Annotated in this window: 16 protein-coding genes; 9 read left to right on the forward strand and 7 right to left on the reverse strand. The window is 42.5% G+C overall.

All coding sequences use genetic code 11. The features are described 5' to 3' along the window. The first annotated feature begins 104 nt into the window (after positions 1-104). Both ACLI1A_RS05970 and ACLI1A_RS05975 read left to right on the forward strand, forming a co-directional pair. Positions 105-1,148 (forward strand): aldo/keto reductase, encoded by a 1,044-nt coding sequence (locus tag ACLI1A_RS05970; RefSeq protein ID WP_411407114.1) that lies wholly within the window; start codon positions 105-107, stop codon positions 1,146-1,148. A gap of 218 nt (positions 1,149-1,366) precedes the next feature. Continuing rightward, a complete protein-coding gene (locus ACLI1A_RS05975; protein ID WP_411407116.1) occupies positions 1,367-1,666 on the forward strand; it encodes a GIY-YIG nuclease family protein in 300 nt (99 codons plus the stop codon). Positions 1,667-1,872: 206 nt separating this feature from the next. Here ACLI1A_RS05975 and ACLI1A_RS05980 read toward each other — a convergent pair whose 3' ends face one another. After that, positions 1,873-3,423: an alpha-amylase family glycosyl hydrolase gene (locus tag ACLI1A_RS05980; RefSeq protein WP_411407118.1), complete on the reverse strand. Its 1,551-nt coding sequence runs from the start codon at positions 3,421-3,423 to the stop codon at positions 1,873-1,875. Positions 3,424-3,547: 124 nt separating this feature from the next. Here ACLI1A_RS05980 and udk point away from each other — a divergent pair, with 124 nt between their 5' ends. The 7 genes from udk (at position 3,548) to ACLI1A_RS06015 (ending at position 8,282) form a co-directional block, all read left to right on the forward strand. Then, positions 3,548-4,156, forward strand: coding sequence for a uridine kinase (gene udk, locus ACLI1A_RS05985; protein ID WP_411407120.1), 609 nt, complete (start codon positions 3,548-3,550; stop codon positions 4,154-4,156). Between the two features lie 101 nt (positions 4,157-4,257). Further along, positions 4,258-4,608, forward strand: coding sequence for an FtsB family cell division protein (locus ACLI1A_RS05990; protein ID WP_411407122.1), 351 nt, complete (start codon positions 4,258-4,260; stop codon positions 4,606-4,608). 10 nt (positions 4,609-4,618) lie between these two features. Then, entirely contained in the window at positions 4,619-5,995 is a 1,377-nt protein-coding gene (locus ACLI1A_RS05995) for a methylmalonyl-CoA mutase subunit beta (RefSeq protein ID WP_411407124.1), read from the forward strand. Between the two features lie 44 nt (positions 5,996-6,039). Continuing rightward, positions 6,040-6,270 (forward strand): hypothetical protein, encoded by a 231-nt coding sequence (locus ACLI1A_RS06000; RefSeq protein ID WP_411407126.1) that lies wholly within the window; start codon positions 6,040-6,042, stop codon positions 6,268-6,270. Then, entirely contained in the window at positions 6,260-6,553 is a 294-nt protein-coding gene (locus ACLI1A_RS06005; RefSeq protein ID WP_411407128.1) for a type II toxin-antitoxin system RelE/ParE family toxin, read from the forward strand. The genes ACLI1A_RS06000 and ACLI1A_RS06005 overlap by 11 nt, the downstream gene beginning before the upstream one ends. A gap of 5 nt (positions 6,554-6,558) precedes the next feature. Next, the gene (locus ACLI1A_RS06010) at positions 6,559-7,932 is read left to right on the forward strand and encodes a methylmalonyl-CoA mutase family protein (protein ID WP_411407130.1); all 1,374 of its coding nucleotides are present in this window, start codon (positions 6,559-6,561) and stop codon (positions 7,930-7,932) included. A 2-nt stretch (positions 7,933-7,934) separates the two neighbouring features. Beyond that, positions 7,935-8,282: an iron chaperone gene (locus tag ACLI1A_RS06015; RefSeq protein WP_411407132.1), complete on the forward strand. Its 348-nt coding sequence runs from the start codon at positions 7,935-7,937 to the stop codon at positions 8,280-8,282. Positions 8,283-8,310: 28 nt separating this feature from the next. Here the strand turns inward: ACLI1A_RS06015 and ACLI1A_RS06020 are convergent, their stop codons facing one another. The 6 genes from ACLI1A_RS06020 to gyrB all read right to left on the reverse strand — a co-directional run bounded on the left by ACLI1A_RS06020 (position 8,311) and on the right by gyrB (position 16,555). Beyond that, complete coding sequence (locus ACLI1A_RS06020) at positions 8,311-9,201, reverse strand: energy transducer TonB (protein WP_411407134.1); 891 nt, start codon at positions 9,199-9,201, stop codon at positions 8,311-8,313. Positions 9,202-9,210: 9 nt separating this feature from the next. After that, a complete protein-coding gene (locus ACLI1A_RS06025) occupies positions 9,211-9,603 on the reverse strand; it encodes an ExbD/TolR family protein (protein ID WP_411407135.1) in 393 nt (130 codons plus the stop codon). After that, on the reverse strand, positions 9,600-10,304 hold the full coding sequence (locus ACLI1A_RS06030) for a MotA/TolQ/ExbB proton channel family protein (RefSeq protein WP_411407137.1): 705 nt from the start codon (positions 10,302-10,304) through the stop codon (positions 9,600-9,602). Before ACLI1A_RS06030 ends, ACLI1A_RS06025 begins: the two co-directional genes overlap by 4 nt. A gap of 148 nt (positions 10,305-10,452) precedes the next feature. Beyond that, positions 10,453-13,413: a protein translocase subunit SecDF gene (gene secDF, locus ACLI1A_RS06035; RefSeq protein ID WP_411407139.1), complete on the reverse strand. Its 2,961-nt coding sequence runs from the start codon at positions 13,411-13,413 to the stop codon at positions 10,453-10,455. Between the two features lie 180 nt (positions 13,414-13,593). After that, positions 13,594-14,634 (reverse strand): DUF6588 family protein, encoded by a 1,041-nt coding sequence (locus ACLI1A_RS06040; RefSeq protein ID WP_411407141.1) that lies wholly within the window; start codon positions 14,632-14,634, stop codon positions 13,594-13,596. Further along, the gene (gene gyrB / locus ACLI1A_RS06045) at positions 14,615-16,555 is read right to left on the reverse strand and encodes a DNA topoisomerase (ATP-hydrolyzing) subunit B (protein ID WP_411407143.1); all 1,941 of its coding nucleotides are present in this window, start codon (positions 16,553-16,555) and stop codon (positions 14,615-14,617) included. The genes ACLI1A_RS06040 and gyrB overlap by 20 nt, the downstream gene beginning before the upstream one ends. Positions 16,556-16,723 lie beyond the last annotated feature (168 nt).

A 16,723-nucleotide genomic window follows, 5' to 3' on the forward strand; every position in this document is an offset into this window, starting at 1 on the left:
TTTACAAGTATACGTAATAAAACTACAAGTTAAATTTAGTTATGTTGCTGAAATTTGTATTTGAATAGTACACATCACAATAAAAACTAAAACCACAAAACACAATGGAATACAGATTTTTGGGTGCTTCGGGCCTGCAGGTTCCTGTACTGAGTTTCGGTACCGCTACTTTTGGTGGGGGAAATGATTTTTTTAAAGCCTGGGGAAGCACGCAGGCAGAGGAAGCTACACGCCTTGTAGACATTTGTATGGACGCGGGTGTAAACCTTTTTGATACCGCCGATATTTATTCAGACGGTATTTCGGAGGAAGTACTGGGCAAAGCTATTGCCGGGCACCAGCGCGATAAGTTGCTACTTTCTACCAAGGCCACTTTTACCTTTGGCGATGCACCGAACAACCAGGGTTCGTCGCGCTTCCACCTTACCCGACAGATAGAGGGCAGCCTGAAGCGCCTTGGCACCGATTATATAGACATTTACCACATGCATGGTTTTGACGGCAATACGCCCGTGGAGGAAACACTGCGTACCCTTGATGATTTAGTGCAAAGCGGCAAAGTGCGTTACATTGCGGCTTCTAACTTCTCGGGATGGCACCTTATGAAGTCGCAGGCCATTGCCGAAAAATATGGCTGGAGCCGCTACGTAGGCCACCAGGTATATTATTCGCTAGCCAATCGTGAGTACGAATGGGAACTGATGCCGCTGGGTATCGACCAAAAGGTGGGTGCACTGGTATGGTCGCCGCTTTCTGCCGGAAGGCTGGGCGGTAAATACGGGCGTAACAAACCCATCCCTCAGGACGGACGCGTAGCCCAGGGCGGCAGCCCCGTACCTGAAATGGTGGTAAATGAGGAAGTATTTTACAACACCGTAGATGCCCTGCACGAGGTAGCGGAAGAAACCGGCAAAAGTGTGGCGCAGGTGGCGTTGAACTGGCTGCTGCAACGCCCTACGGTATCGAGCATTATTATCGGTGCAAGGACGGAAGAGCAATTACACCAGAACCTGGGCGCTGTGGGCTGGAACCTTACCACTGCACAGGTTAAAAAACTGGATGAAGCGAGTACTGTACCGCCCATTTACCCGTACTGGCACCAGTGGCAAAACAAGTCGCTTAACCCTACCCCTGAGTTTTATAAATAGAGCTTTGCTGTAGTATATAAACCAACAAAGGCTGCCCGTTGATTATTTCGGGCAGCCTTTGTCGTTTAAAGTTGTGACTGTAAAATAGATTGCCTCGCTGCGCTCGCAATGACGCACCGGATTGGACTAGCTAAACACTGCGTTTTTCACGTTCCGTCATTGCGAGCGCAGCGAGGCAATCTATATTTTTTTGTATTTTGCAGATAAATCAACCAATAATGAAACCCGGATTTGTATATATAATAACCAATTATACCAATACAACCCTTTATACAGGGGTGACGAGTGATTTGCATGAAAGGATAAAACAACATAAACAAAAACGTTACCCTGATGCTTTTTCATCAAGATATAACCTTAACAAACTCGTGTACTTTGAATCATTCCTCATGATTGAAGATGCAATAGCACGCGAGAAGCAAATTAAATCCGGCTCAAGGGCTAAGAAAGTTCAACTTATCGAATCCATTAATCCTGAATGGGAGGATTTATTCTTCAGGATTGAAGAATTTTTGTAGCAGTGAAAGATAGATTGCCGCGCTGCGCTCGCAATGACAGAGCCTGAAAAACGCAATGAATAAACGCGCGGAACCGGCCTGTTATAATTGAACAAAGTGATAAAACAAAAAACTATTGAAAAGATTGCCGCGCTTCGCTTTAACACGAGGGCTGTGCCCGAACTGACGAAGTAATTACAGGACGTGAAGAAAGTGATGCAATAGCACTAATCAAACAATAACCTCCAGGCCTGTACACCATAGGGCTTTATGATTACCGTTGTACCGCCCATCGGGAATTTAAAATCATCACCCAATATTACTTTAGTGGCGCTTAGGTTCAGTTTCGGGTCGTCTATCGTTACAGCTTCCTCGTTACCGCCCAGGTTTATCATCACCAGCACTGGCCTGCGGCTTCCTTTTTTAATGAAGGTAAGCACGTTAGGGTTGGCATTCGGTACATTGGTAAACTTAGTATCACTAAATGCCTCTTCCATTCGCCTTATGCGCAACAATTCCTTGTAGTAATTGTATAGTGAGTTAGGGTCGGCCTGTTGTTCCTCTACTGATATACCATCATCGGGTTTTGCATTGCGATTGTCCCACCACGAACCGGTATTTTTGTACCAGTTGGCCACACCTGCACCCTCGCTGCTCTTGTACCAGTCGAATGCCTCACGCAGCGGGATGTCGTTTCCATCGGTAGCACCTTTGCCCTGTTCGCCCTGCATGCCTATTTCCTGGCCGTAGTAAATGGCAGTAACGCCACCCAACAGCACATTAAGTGCAGCACCTACCTTCTCCTTGCTGATGTTACCGCCAACAGTAGTGGCAAAGCGTTTGGTGTCGTGGTTTTCTATAAACACCACCTGTTCCTTACCCTTCGGCAGATAGTTAAAGGTACTGTCGGCTGCCTTTATAATTTCGTTCTTGTCAAATTTAGAAACCGCTGCCCACAGGCGAAAGGCAAACACGCGGTCTACCGTAGCCTTGTTCAGGTACTCATATCCGTACGAAGCCCAGTTGGCCTGCTCTGCCACAAAAATAAGTTTAGGATTTTGCTTACGCAGGCTGGCCAGTATCGGCGCCCAGAAATCCTTAAACAGGTTGGTAAGCCTGCCTGCGTTGTCCAGGTTGTCCATGGCATGGTCTAACCTGAAACCGTCTACGCCGTCGTTAAAATTACCGTCGCCATCGGGGTCGGCCCAGTACTTCAGCATTTTCAGGGTATAGTCTTTTACCTGCTGGCTTTTCATGTTTACTACAACAAGCTGCTGTTTTTGATTGTCGTAGGTGGTAAATTCGGGTACCCCCATAAAATACCAGGGCTTTTCGTTCTTTTTGTCGAGGTAAAAAATATAAGGGCTATACTTAGATGCCGGGTTCTTGTACGATTCCTTAAACCACGGATGGTCGGCAGTAACATACTGCATTTCCACGTCCTGATATATTTTCATGGCACGGCGGTGTACCTCCTGCACCAGCGTACGGTATTCTTTTAGCGAACCGTATGCCGGGTCTATATGCTCAAAATCTTCGGCAAAATAGCTATGGTAAAAATCTGAAGTGTACAGTGGTGTAAGCAGTATGCTGGTAACACCCGTTTTTTGCAGGTAGTCCAGCTTCTGGCGGATGCCCTCCAGATCGCCTTTTCCATCGGCATTGCTGTCAAAAAAGCTGCGCTGGAACACGTGGTAAATAACTTCCTGTTGCTGACGCTGCGCAATAGCAGGGCTAAAAAACAGCACAGTGAAAACAACAGTTAACAGGTTTTTCATAACAGGTTTAGGTAAAAAACGGTAATTTTTCTTTTGCATATACCAAAGATAAGTTTATTTCACAATCATTGCCAATACACTCCTATATTTGCTACTTTTGCAAAAACATAGATACCAAAATAAAATGCTCGTTATTGGAATAGCCGGTGGTACCGGAAGCGGAAAAACCACTGTAGTACACCAAATTATGAACCAGTTACCACTTACCGAAGTGGGTGTACTGTCTCAGGACCACTACTATAGGGACAACAGTTCGCTTAGTTATGAAGACCGTGCCAAAATCAATTTTGACCACCCACGTGCCATAGACTTTGACCTGCTGTATACCCATCTTAAGGAACTGAAAGAAGGCAAAGCCATAGAGCAGCCGGTGTATTCTTTTGTAACGCATAACCGTACAGACGATACCATACTTACACATCCACGTAAAGTAATGATTGTAGAAGGTATATTGATACTGGCCGACCCGAAACTGAGAGAGCTTTTTGATATTAAGGTGTTTGTTCATGCCGATCCGGATGAAAGGCTTATTCGCCGTATGAGACGTGATATAGCCGAACGTGGCCGTGATATGGAAGAGGTACTTAGCCGCTACCAAAGCACCCTAAAACCAATGCATGAGCAGTTTATAGAGCCTACTAAGGCTTATGCGGACATTATTATTCCGAATGACAAATACAATACGGTAGCTATTGATGTGGTGCGTGCTGTAATAAACCAAAGGATATTATAAATAAACGGCCATTATCTGGCTTAACACAATCCTGATAAGCAAAGCGATAAAAAATTTAATATATTAGCAAAAGCGATAAAACCTATCTTGAAGTACAGACCATGGAAGGAGAAAAAAAAAGTTTATTTTCAAAATATCCGGTACTTAAGGTATTGAGTAACCGCTATGTGCTGGTTATGGTTTTTGTGGGGTTATGGCTTATTTTCCTGGATAATTACTCCTATTTTGAACATCGTTCGTTAAATAAGGAAATACAGAAACTTGAAGATAAAAAAGAATACTACACCCACGAAATAAAAGAAGACAGCACTGCCATAAGGCAACTAAAAAATGGCGACCAAACCGAACGTTATGCCCGCGAAAAATATTATATGAAGCGCGATGACGAGGATATATACATCATAGAGTTTGAAGAAGATGCCCCTAAGGTAGAAGACACCACATCTCTATAAATTATTTTCTATGGGCAGCAACCTTTTCAATGAATTCGGTGCAGTGTCTTCTAAACTTTGGAAGCAAAAGATTCAGTATGAACTGGAAGGCTTGGACTATAATGCAACACTAGTTTGGGAAAGCGCCGAAGGTATTAAAGTAAAGCCCTTTTACCATTCAGCCGAAGCGAAAGCCCCTTTGGCAACCCTTGTAATAACCACCCCTTTTAAAATTGGGCAAGACATTTATGTACAGGATGTAGCTAAAAGCGCTGCCCGTGCACAATCTACTGTGCAGCGCGGTGCCGAAGCCATACGTTTTACCTTAGCCAATACCGACACTGACGCAGCCCTATTACTGCAAGGACTGGACAGTAATATACCTGCTTATTTCTATTTAAAATCCCTTTCTACTGATTTTGCTAAAAAGCTTGATACAGTAGCCGCAACTAAACAGGCGCAGTATTATCTTATGGCAGACCCTATAGGGTATTTAGCTAAAGAAGGTAACTGGTATGGTGGTGGCGATAATTTCACCCAATTAAAAGAGATAGCCAATAATTGCCCTAATATTAGTGTAGTTAGTGTTAACAGCAGCCTGTACCAAAATGCCGGAGCCAATATGGTACAGCAACTGGCCTACACACTTGCACATGCCAATGAATATTTTAACCTGGGCTATGGCACAAAACCATTAGTACTAGAAATGTCTGTAGGAGGCAACTATTTTTTTGAGATTGCCAAGCTGCGTGCCATGCGTATTCTATATGCGACTTTAGCAAAAGAATACGATGCTGACTCAAACTGTCATATACTGGCTACCCCTACCCGACGCAACAAAACCCTGTACGAAAGCAACATAAACTCGTTACGTACCACTGCCGAATGTACGGCAGCCATATTGGGCGGTGCCGATACAGTAGTAAATCTGCCTTATGATGTACTGTACAGGAAAAGCAATGAATTTTCAGATCGTATTGCCCGAAACCAATTGCTGATATTGAAACACGAAAGCAACCTGGGCACAACACCTAACCCCGTTGAAGGAACTTATTATATAGAGGAACTTACAGCACAACTGGCCGAGAAGGCATTGGTACTGTTTAAGGAAATCGAGGCTGGTGGCGGACTGCTGCAACAACTAAAAACCGGCAACCTGCAAAGGAAAATACAGCAGAGCGCAGCCCATGAGCAAGAATTGTTTAACAATGGTAAAGAAGTACTCGTGGGTATTAATAAATATACTGAAGACAGCGAACAGATGGCCGGTGCCATTGAGTTATACCCTTTTGTAAAAACAAAACCACGCAAAACGCTCATAGTACCCATTATAGAAAAAAGACTAGCAGAAAAGCTGGAGCAGCAAAGACTGGAAAGCGAAACTGCTCAATCTGAAAAGGGAGAGTAAGCAATTTAGCTTAAAAGCAGTATATTTATAAAAAAGTAGAGGCCATGGAAGCGATAAGGAAATTTATAAAAGTAGAAGGTAAAACCATAAACATTACCTTGCCGGACGATTTTTATGCCGATGAAGTAGAGGTGATTATTTTGCCTAAGACTGATGTTTTTTATCTTAGTGATGAAATGAAAGCTGAACTTGATATTCGTATTAACGAACCTACAACAGATTATTTGTCAGCGGAAGAATCTATCCGGGAACTAAAAAAGCGGTATGGCTTATAAGGTTATTGTCTCCCCTAAGGCTCAGGAAGAATTTTACGATGCCATAGATTATTATAACGATGTTAGTGCCATTGTCCCAGAAAAATTCGTTGGTGCTATTCAGAAAGCTTACCATAATCTTTCAGTTGATCCTTTCTTTGGAATACGATACCATAAGATCAGAGCTATTCCCGTAAAAGGCTTCCCCTACCTATTATTTTTTATTGTGGATGAACAAAATTTTGAAGTCATAGTACTATCCTGTTTTCATACTTCAAAAAATCCGCACAAATACCCTTATTAATTTGAATGAGAAAAAACCTCCAACATATACAACTAAACAGGGGAACGGTTGAAGCCGACCAAAATCACCCGGAGCATGTTGATTTCGGTGCGGGCTTTGCCCCGTATTTACGTGGAATTAATGCCTCTATGTATACACGAAAACCCTGGGAGATAAAACAGTACAACAGCATAGACAGCTTGGGTATAAACAATGTTGAAGACATGAAAACCCTGTTGTTTAACAAATCGCATGTAAGCGAATCTATATGTATAGATATTGACCACAATCTGCTGTCTGTTATGGCTTTTTTAATTGCCGGTGCTCAGGAAGAAGATATACTACCTGAGCTACTTTTGGGCACACTGAAATTTGACATATATAAGATTATAGAAGGCAATAGCACACCTGTTCCCACCTTGTTCAAAACTCTGTTTGATATTCTAGAATACAACGCATCTAACCTGCCTAATTTCTGTGAAGTGACGCTATCGGGTAGCGGATTACAGGAAGCAGGAACAAGTGTAGATGTGGAACTGGCGTATACACTTGCTTCCGGATTAGAATACATCCGGGCGGGTGTGGCATCCGGGCAAAAAGTAGACTACCTTGCCCAACACCTTAGTTTTTCATGGTCGGTGGGTATGGAATATTTCACTGAAGTAGCCAAAATGCGCGCAGCCCGAATGCTTTGGGCCAAGTTGATGAAACAGTTTGCCCCAAAAGATGAAAAATCGTTAGCCATGCGCATCCATAGCCAAACAAGTATTTCGAATCTTGCCGAAACCGATCCATACAACAATGTTGGGCGCATTTGTACCGAAGCATTTGCTGCTGCATTTGGCGGTAACCAATCGTTACAAACCTTTGCTTATGACGAGGCTACCGGACAACCGTCTGAAGTCGGTACTCAACTGGCTTACAATACGCAATTATTTTTACAGGAAGAAACCAAAATTACAAAAACGGTAGACCCCTGGGCCGGCAGTAACCATATAGAATCTTTAACCGATGAAATAACCCAGAATACCTGGAGGCTTATTGAAAAAATAGAAGCCTCAGGAGGTTTTTTAAAGCTTATAGAGGCGGGAATACCGCAACAGCGAGTAAGTGATGCTATAGCCATGAAAAAGGCTCAGAAAGAGAATGGAGAAGCTATTGTTGTAGGCGTAAACAAATACAAGTATATAAAAGATACACCTGCACCCTATACAAGTGGAGAAAACAAGCAGCCACAAGCCACCGATTTAAAGGAAAGGAATATTGATGCCTTGGAAAAAGCCCTAAATGCTATAGTACAAACGGCACAATCAGGGAACGTTAATCTATTGACATTGGTTATAGAAGCCGCCCGCAACGGAGCCACTACCGAAGAACTAAATAGTGCTATAAATAATTAGCCATGAAAATTGTTGATGACTACATAGCGCAATTTCCTGCCGAAACACAAGTATTATTACAACAGGTACGAACGGCTATAAGAGAAACCTGCCCAGAAGCCGAAGAAAGCATCAGCTATGCCATGCCTGCTTACAAATTACAAGGCAAGCCGCTGGTATATTTTGCAGGATATAAAAACCACATCGGGTTTTATGCTACGCCCACAGGCCATGAAGCCTTTAAAGAAGCGCTAAGCCGTTATAAACAGGGAAAAGGCTCAGTGCAATTTCCCATAACCGAACCGATGCCTCTGGAGCTTATAAAAGAGATTATGACCTTTAGATTAAACCATATTAAAAACCCCAAATAGGCCTTAACTTATTTGGGGTTTATTTATCTTATTCGGTAAGTGTAAACCTGTATACTATAGTTCCCACCTGTTTTTCAGGAGCAGAACTACTAGAATCAAACTTCGTATTCATCGCTGCAATTTTAGCCTGATCCAGTAAGCATTTGGCTGCATTTGTAGTACCCCTTGCCCCCGGACTTGCCGAAATTACTCGCCCGTCTTTATCTACAGATATTTCTACCACTACAGTACCCTGCTCGTTACAAGTATATCGCGGGGCTGGTTTTGTAAGCACTTTACGTCCGGCAAGCCTGTAGTTACCGTTTCCTGTACCTACACCGGCACCGTTACCGCCACCACTGCCACTTCCGCTGCCAGGGCCTGTACCGGTTCCGTTACCCGATCCGTTTCCGCCGCCGCTACCTCCGGAACCGTAATATCCGTTACTGTTACGATCGCCGTTTAGTTGGCCTTTATTACCACCCTGTGCATCATCGCCATCGCCACCGCTGTTACTGCCATTCAATAGGCTCGAAAGGGCATCATTTGTGGCCTTAGACGGTTTTGGAGTCTTTACCGGCTCAGGTTTAGGTTTTGTATCTTCCTTTTTAGGCGTTTTCTTTATGGGCTTGGTATTCACTACCGCCGGAGCATCGTCCAGGTCACTGGCCACGATTTCCTCCTCATCGGGTGTAGCTGCCTGTGTGCGTTGCGTTTTTTGGCTTACATCAAGTACTTCACTACGGAAATCGGCACCCGAACCTACATCGCTGTCCCCAAAGTTAACGGTAACACCACCGCCACCGCCGCCACCTTCAAGATCTACAAGGTCGGATTTTTCGGTATATTTAAAGATAAACAACGCCAGCAATAACAACAGGAATACGCCCGATGTAATGGCAAGCGAAATCTTCTCGTCCTGATTTAACTTTACTGACATAACCTTTTACTATTTAGTTGTTGCAATAGAAAACTTAAGCTTGTTCCTTTGCCCTATCTGTAATATATCTACCATATCCTGTACCTGCAAATCCTTCGGAAGCCGTACAATTACCACATTATCTTTAGTAGTTCCCAGCTTTGCCATAAGGGCTCCTTCAAGCTCCTCAGGCGCTACCTGCTGCTTGTCTATAAAATACTCCTTATCTGGCGTTACAGATATGGTAACGTGTGCCTTGTCAGTAGTTTTGTTAGACTCTGCCTTAGGCAAGCTAAGATCGATAACATTTGGGTTAGCCAGGGTAGATATAATAAGGAAGAACAGCAGCAAAAAGAACATGATATCGCTAAGCGCACTGGCCGCGATTTCTGCATGGAAGCGTTTGTTTCTCCTTACTCTCATTTACCTACAGTTATTATGTTTACAAATTTAATTACCGCTTTTTGTACGCGAAGTGCAAAACTGTCTATAGACATATTAAAGAAGTGATAGCCCGAATATGCTACAACACCTACAATAAGCCCCAGACCCGAACTGATCATTTTTTCATAAAGACCACCCGAGATAGAACCGATACTGATGTTCTCTGTAACCGAAATGGTGTAGAATATCTTGATTACCCCTGATATGGTACCAATGAAACCTAAAATAGGTGCTATACCGGCCACAAGACCCAGCCAGCCAAGTTTCTTTTCCATTAAGCCAATCTCTACATTGGTCTGCTTCTCCATCATACCTTCTATTTCGCTAAGCGGACGTCCTATAAGCGATATACCGCTTTCCAGGATATTACCAGAGGCTGTACCGGCACGCGCAGCTGCCATCTGGGCATTTTCTATTTTGCCCGATGTAAGATGCATACGCACTTCGTCTATAAGCTTGTCGCTATCCTTACTGGCTTTACTAATGTATAAAGCCCTTTCAATAATTACATAAAGCGTAAAGAACAAAAGCAGCAGAATGGGTGCTACCATTACCCCTCCCTTCATAAGCAGAGAAAAGTAATTAACTGATGTCTCAGGTGCAGCCGTTGTAGCTACGGCTGTAGAATCTGCTACTGCAGCAGGAATAGTGTCCTGCAATAAAAAAATTAGGTTTGTCATGTCCAATGTTTTGGTTTATGTAATCCTTCTAAAACTATGCCTTTTTATAATGTAATAACGGCTATATTTTTTTTTACGTATGCAAATAAATAAAAAACCTGCTTATTTGCATAAGCAGGTTTCATTTATTTTAACAGAAATATCTTAATTAGGCTACTTCGTCTGCTGACTGGTTGTGCCTTTTTTCGATAGCTTCTTTGTCTTCTTTAGAAACTGTATCAACAAGTACAGGAGTTGCAATGAACAGTGATGAGTAGGTACCTACAACAATACCGATAAGCATTGCAAATACAAAACCACGAATGGTATCGCCACCAAAGATAAACATGATACCAAGTACAAGAATCATGGTTAATGAGGTGTTTACTGTACGCGACATAGTAGTGTTAATAGATGCGTTTACAATGTGTTTAAACGAACCTTTTTCGTTACCTGCAATATATTCACGAATCCTGTCAAATACAATTACAGTATCGTTCATAGAGTAACCTATAACGGTAAGGATAGCCGCAATAAAGTGCTGGTCCATTTCCATGTGGAACGGCATGTATTTGTAAAGTAGCGAGTATAGACCCAGTACAAAAACAACGTCGTGCGCCACAGCAGCAATTGCACCAAGGCTGTACTGCCACTTACGGAAACTTACCATTAGGTAAATAAATACAATACCCATAGCACCAAGAACAGCCCAGTAAGAGTTAGTCTTAATATCATCAGCCACAGTAGCACCTACTTTAGTAGCCTGAAGGATACCAAGGGTTTTACCTTCGCTGGTGTTTACAAACTCATCCTCACTAATACCTTTAGGATAGTATTTTTTAAGTGATTCGTATAATTTACTGTTAACATCCTTATCTGCTTCAGCAGTGTTTTCGTCTACTTTGTATTTAGTAGTAATACGAAGCTGTTTATCGTTTCCGAATACTTTAACGTCTACGTTATCGTCAAATACATTTTTAGAACTAAGTTCTTCTTTAATTTGCTCTACAGGAGCTGCAGTTTCAAATTTCACCTGGAATGTACGTCCACCGGCAAAGTCGATACCTTGGTCAAGACCATTAAAGTAGAACGACACGCAGCTGATAACAACTACAGCAGATGAGAAGATGTATGTAAATTTCTTAGCACCAAGGAAATCAAAGTGGAAATTAGTAAACCAGTTTTTAGAAAGACCGGTTACAAACGTAAGCTCTTTACCTTTTTTCACATAGTGATCAAGGAACATCCTGGTGATGAATATTGACGTAAATAGTGAAGTAAAGATACCTATAAGTAGTGTAGTAGCGAAACCACGTACCGGACCTGTACCAAAAATAAACAGTACCAAACCTGTAATTACGTGAGTAACGTTAGCATCGATAATTGATGACATAGCACCCCTCCAGCTGAAAGAAGTTTTTACAGCTTCTTCAAGAGATTTTCCATGACGTATCTCTTCTTTAGCACGCTCATAGATAATAATGTTAGCATCTACCGCAGTACCTATAGTAAGTACGATACCTGCAATACCAGGAAGTGTAAGTACAGCACCAAAACTGGCAAGACAGCCAAACAGGAACAATACGTTTACTACAAGTGCAGCATTAGCAAACCAACCGGCACGGCCGTAGTATACAAGCATCCAAAGTGATACGATAAGTAAACCAGCGATTGATGAGTTAATACCGTTATCAATAGCTTCCTGACCCAGTGAAGGACCTACAATTTCAGACTGAACAATCTCAGCAGCAGCCGGTAGCTGACCTGCACGAAGAATGTTAGCTAAGTCTTTTGTTTCAGTTACATCAAAAGCACCTGAAATTTGAGAGTTACCACCAGAGATAGGACCTGTAGTAACACCCGGTGCAGAGTACACCACGTTATCAAGTGAAATTGCTATATAACCTTGCTCCCTGTATGCCTTACCGGTCATTTCTTCCCATTTCTGAGCACCACGAACGTTCATGGTCATAGAAACAGCAGGCTTACCGCTTTGGTCAAATGTATCGCTGGCACCGGTAATAACATTACCACCTAACGGAGCTATATTTTCTTTGTTACCTTTTAGCGCATAAAGCTCAAGGATACCTTTAGATTTTTTAACATCTTCCTTACCGTATACAAAATGCGCAAAACGGGCTTCAGCAGGAAGCAGGCTACGGATATCCGGCCTTTTTAGGTATTCTGATACTTTAGCAGTATCTTTTACAGATACTAAACCAAGTACAGGACCACCTTGTGAAAACTGTATTTTTTCAAGTAGTGGGTTTGTTCCCTTTGCTGGAGCAGCAGTATCTTTACTACCAAGAAGCTTAGAAAGCGAGTCGTTTTTAGTCTCGGCAGTTTCTGTAGCAGCAACTTTCTCAGTCTTTTTAAGCGCTTCGTTAGCGCTTACAAAGAAGCCCTGAAGATCCTGGATAGTAAACGTTTCCCAAAACTCAAGTTGGGCAGTACTTTGAAGTAGTTTTTTTACACGGTCTATATCTTTAGCGCCCGGTAGTTCTACCATGATACGGCCGGTTTCTCCAAGCCTTTGTATGTTTGGCTGTACCACACCGAATTTATCGATACGCTCGGCAAGTACACCGAAGGCACTGTCTATTGACTTACTCACTTTTTTAGCAACAACTTTCTGCACTTCGCTGTCAGTCATTGCTGTGTTTATCTCCTCACCCATTACCTTATTGGCAAATATCTCCGGTGAAGCAAGTTTTACGGTTCCGTTAGACTCTTTCTGGAATGCAATGAAAAAAGCATCAAGATAGCTCTGGTTACCTTGTCTTTCCCTTACAGCCCTGTCCAGCGCTTTGTTGAAAACGATGTTTTGAGAGTGGTTTGAAAGGGTTTTAAGGATGTCCTTAACAGAGATTTCAAGCATTACGTTGATACCACCTTCAAGGTCCAGACCTTTGTTGATTTGTTTATCCCTTACTTCGTCGTATGTGTAACCAAGATATACTACCGAATCCTTAATTGAATTCAGGTAGGCCACTTCCTTACCTGCATCACCTTTGGCAACAGCCTTGGCTTCTGCCTGGATGTTGTTTGACACAAACGTGAAGGAAAGCTGGTAAATACATACTAACCCTAAGAGGATTGCGAAAAATTGTACGAGTCCCTTATTCTGCATTATTACTTAAATTAATTATTCCATTTTTTAAAAAACGAGCAAATATATAATTTCAAAAATATTAAACCAATTTATTTGCAAATTATATCATAAAAAAAAGGGCTATTGTTGCAGCCCTAATAATATATGCTCTATGTTGTCTGCTGCATGTATAACAGCCATGCAAAAACTGTTGTATTACTATTTAATAAGGTAGTGCAGCGACACATTTGCATTTACAAACTTGCCAAAAGCCACAATACCCTGTAGGTCAAAATGTCCGAAATTGTACTTTGTAGAAACTTCTCCTATATAATTAGTACGTGTCTTATATATTTCATGCAGCCTTTGATTAAGCACTTGCTGAAGTGGCAAAATTTCCTCTATACTACCGGTAGGCCCGCTAACATTGTATTTTACATCACTTACATTGGTTATAAAGCTGCACATAAATTCTACATTACCAAATTCCTGAGACCCGCTGAGCTGAAACTGCCAGGTATCTACGCTACCATTTATGGTATTAATACCCAAAGTACCAAAATCAGTCTGCACATCAAGAAAACCAAAGGAAACATCTTCCCTGCCATAGCCCGCAAGCACAGCCAGGTTTATCTTTTGCCTGTTTAGTGTTTCAAAGTATTGACTGAAGTTATACTTAAGTCCTACACCATACACCTGGTATTCGCTTTTTTTCAACTTAACGCGTGTAGAATACTTTACCACGAGCTCCGTACCAAACGGCAACCCTACCGAACCCTGAAGATACGGATAAGCTACAACGTTCATATCCATACCCTGAGGGGTTTCAAGCCTCACCTGACTATCGCCAAGCTGACCGGTAAGATATACCTTATCATCATTACCTAAAGCCGTAGGCACCTGAGCCGAAGTACCCTCTTCAAGCTGGAAGAAAGAAAAATCACTATTGTGTATTACAAAGCTACGATCCTTGTGCGGAGTCATAAATACATTGGCATGTATCCCGAAAGACACATCCCATAATTCTGTTTTTTTTGGGGAAGAAATCCAGCCCGATGAAGCCTGGTATACGGCAGCATCAGTAGCCGGAGTTACGTACTTATCTGAGAAGAAAATAGCATCATCTATAAGATAATTAATCTGCTCTACGATTTGTGCGGGGTCGGTTTGTGAAAATGCCGCAGGGCCTGAACAAAGCATCAGGCCTGCGGCAAGTAATTTAAATATTTTAAAATCCGGCTTACGCATCAATTTTTGCATAAGCGGCATTTTTCTCAATAAATTCACGCCTTGGCGGCACTTCATCTCCCATTAGCATAGAGAAAATCCTGTCGGCCTCAGCCAGGCTGTCAATACTTACCTGGCGCAGGGTTCGGAATTCAGGATTCATGGTTGTTTCCCAAAGCTGCTCAGCGTTCATCTCACCAAGACCTTTGTATCGCTGTATGGTAGCACCACCGCCCATTCGCTCGTTAGCATCATCGCGTTGTGCTTCTGTCCACGCGTACTCCTTCTTATTACCTTTCTTAACAAGGTAAAGTGGCGGGGTAGCTATATATACGTGTCCATTTTCTATCAGCTCCTTCATAAAGCGGAAGAAGAACGTAAGTATCAATGTACTAATGTGACTACCGTCTACGTCGGCGTCACACATAATCACTACTTTATGGTAGCGCAGCTTATCAAGGTTCAGCGCTTTACTGTCCTCAGCTGTACCTATGGTTACACCAAGTGCGGTAAATATATTACGTATCTCCTCGTTTTCAAACACCTTATGGTGCATGGCTTTTTCTACGTTAAGGATTTTACCCCTTAGCGGCATAATAGCCTGGAAAGCCCTGTCGCGACCTTGCTTTGCAGTTCCACCTGCCGAGTCACCCTCTACAAGGAATACCTCACATTTTGCAGGATCCTGCTCAGAACAGTCACTTAGTTTACCCGGAAGTCCGCCACCGCCCATAACGGTTTTACGCTGCACCATTTCGCGGGCTTTTTTAGCCGCGTGGCGCGCCTGTGCCGCAAGGATTACCTTTTGCACTATAGTACGGGCATCGTTAGGATTTTCCTCAAGGTAGTTTTCCAGCATTTCGCTTACCGCCTGGCTCACCGGGGCTACAACCTCACGGTTACCCAGCTTGGTTTTGGTTTGCCCCTCAAACTGAGGTTCAGCTACCTTAACCGAGATAATAGCAGTAAGGCCTTCACGGAAGTCATCACCCGAAATCTCGAATTTCAGTTTCTCAAGCAGGCCTGAGTTATCGGCATATTTTTTAAGGGTATTGGTAAGCCCCCTACGGAAACCCGAAAGGTGCGTACCTCCTTCATGCGTATTAATATTGTTTACGTAAGAGAAGATATTCTCGCTGTAGCTGGTATTGTATATAAGCGCCACCTCTACAGGGATTTCGCCCTTATCACTCTCCATGCTTATTACATGGGCAATGATAGGCTCACGGTTACCATCCAGGAACTTAACAAATTCCTTAAGACCTTCACTTGAGTGGAACGTCTCAGAAAGGAAAGAACCGTCTTCTTTAACCTCGCGTTTATCAGTAAGGGTAATACTGATACCTTTATTAAGGTATGAAAGCTCGCGCATACGTGCAGCAAGCGTATCATAAGAATATTCTAAGGTTTGGGTAAAAATAGTACCATCCGGCTTAAAGGTTTGTGTAGTACCCCTTTTATCGGTTTCGCCAATTTGCCTTACCGGATAAATGGATTTACCTTTCTCATATTCCTGCTCGTAAACCTTACCATCGCGGAAAACCGTAGAATGCATGTGATCTGATAGTGCATTTACTACCGATACACCCACACCGTGAAGACCACCCGACACTTTATATGAGTCTTTATCAAATTTACCACCGGCACCAATTTTGGTCATTACCACCTCTAGCGCAGATACACCTTCTTTTTTGTGTATATCTACCGGAATACCACGGCCGTTGTCTTCTACAGTAATAGAATTATCTTCATTTATTGTAACAGAAATAGTATCACAATAACCGGCAAGTGCCTCATCTATAGAGTTATCTACAACCTCATACACAAGATGGTGAAGACCGCGCGGACCAACATCTCCAATATACATTGACGGACGCATCCTTACGTGTTCCATCCCCTCAAGGGCCTGGATACTGTCTGCCGAATAATTGTTTTTCTTTGCTTCTTCGCTCATAAATTTATGTCCTTTGCAAAATTTTCAGTTTAACGAACAAATATAAGGAAACGCGACAGATAATGCTACAAATGGCTTCTAATTAGCTTTTAAGTTATTAACAATTTATTAAAAAATACTTTTTTACAACACAAAGTTCAGTATTTACCCATTTACAAAAAAAAGGGC

Source organism: Flavobacterium sp. RHBU_3 (assembly GCF_046613565.1).
Lineage (GTDB): Bacteria > Bacteroidota > Bacteroidia > Flavobacteriales > Flavobacteriaceae > Flavobacterium.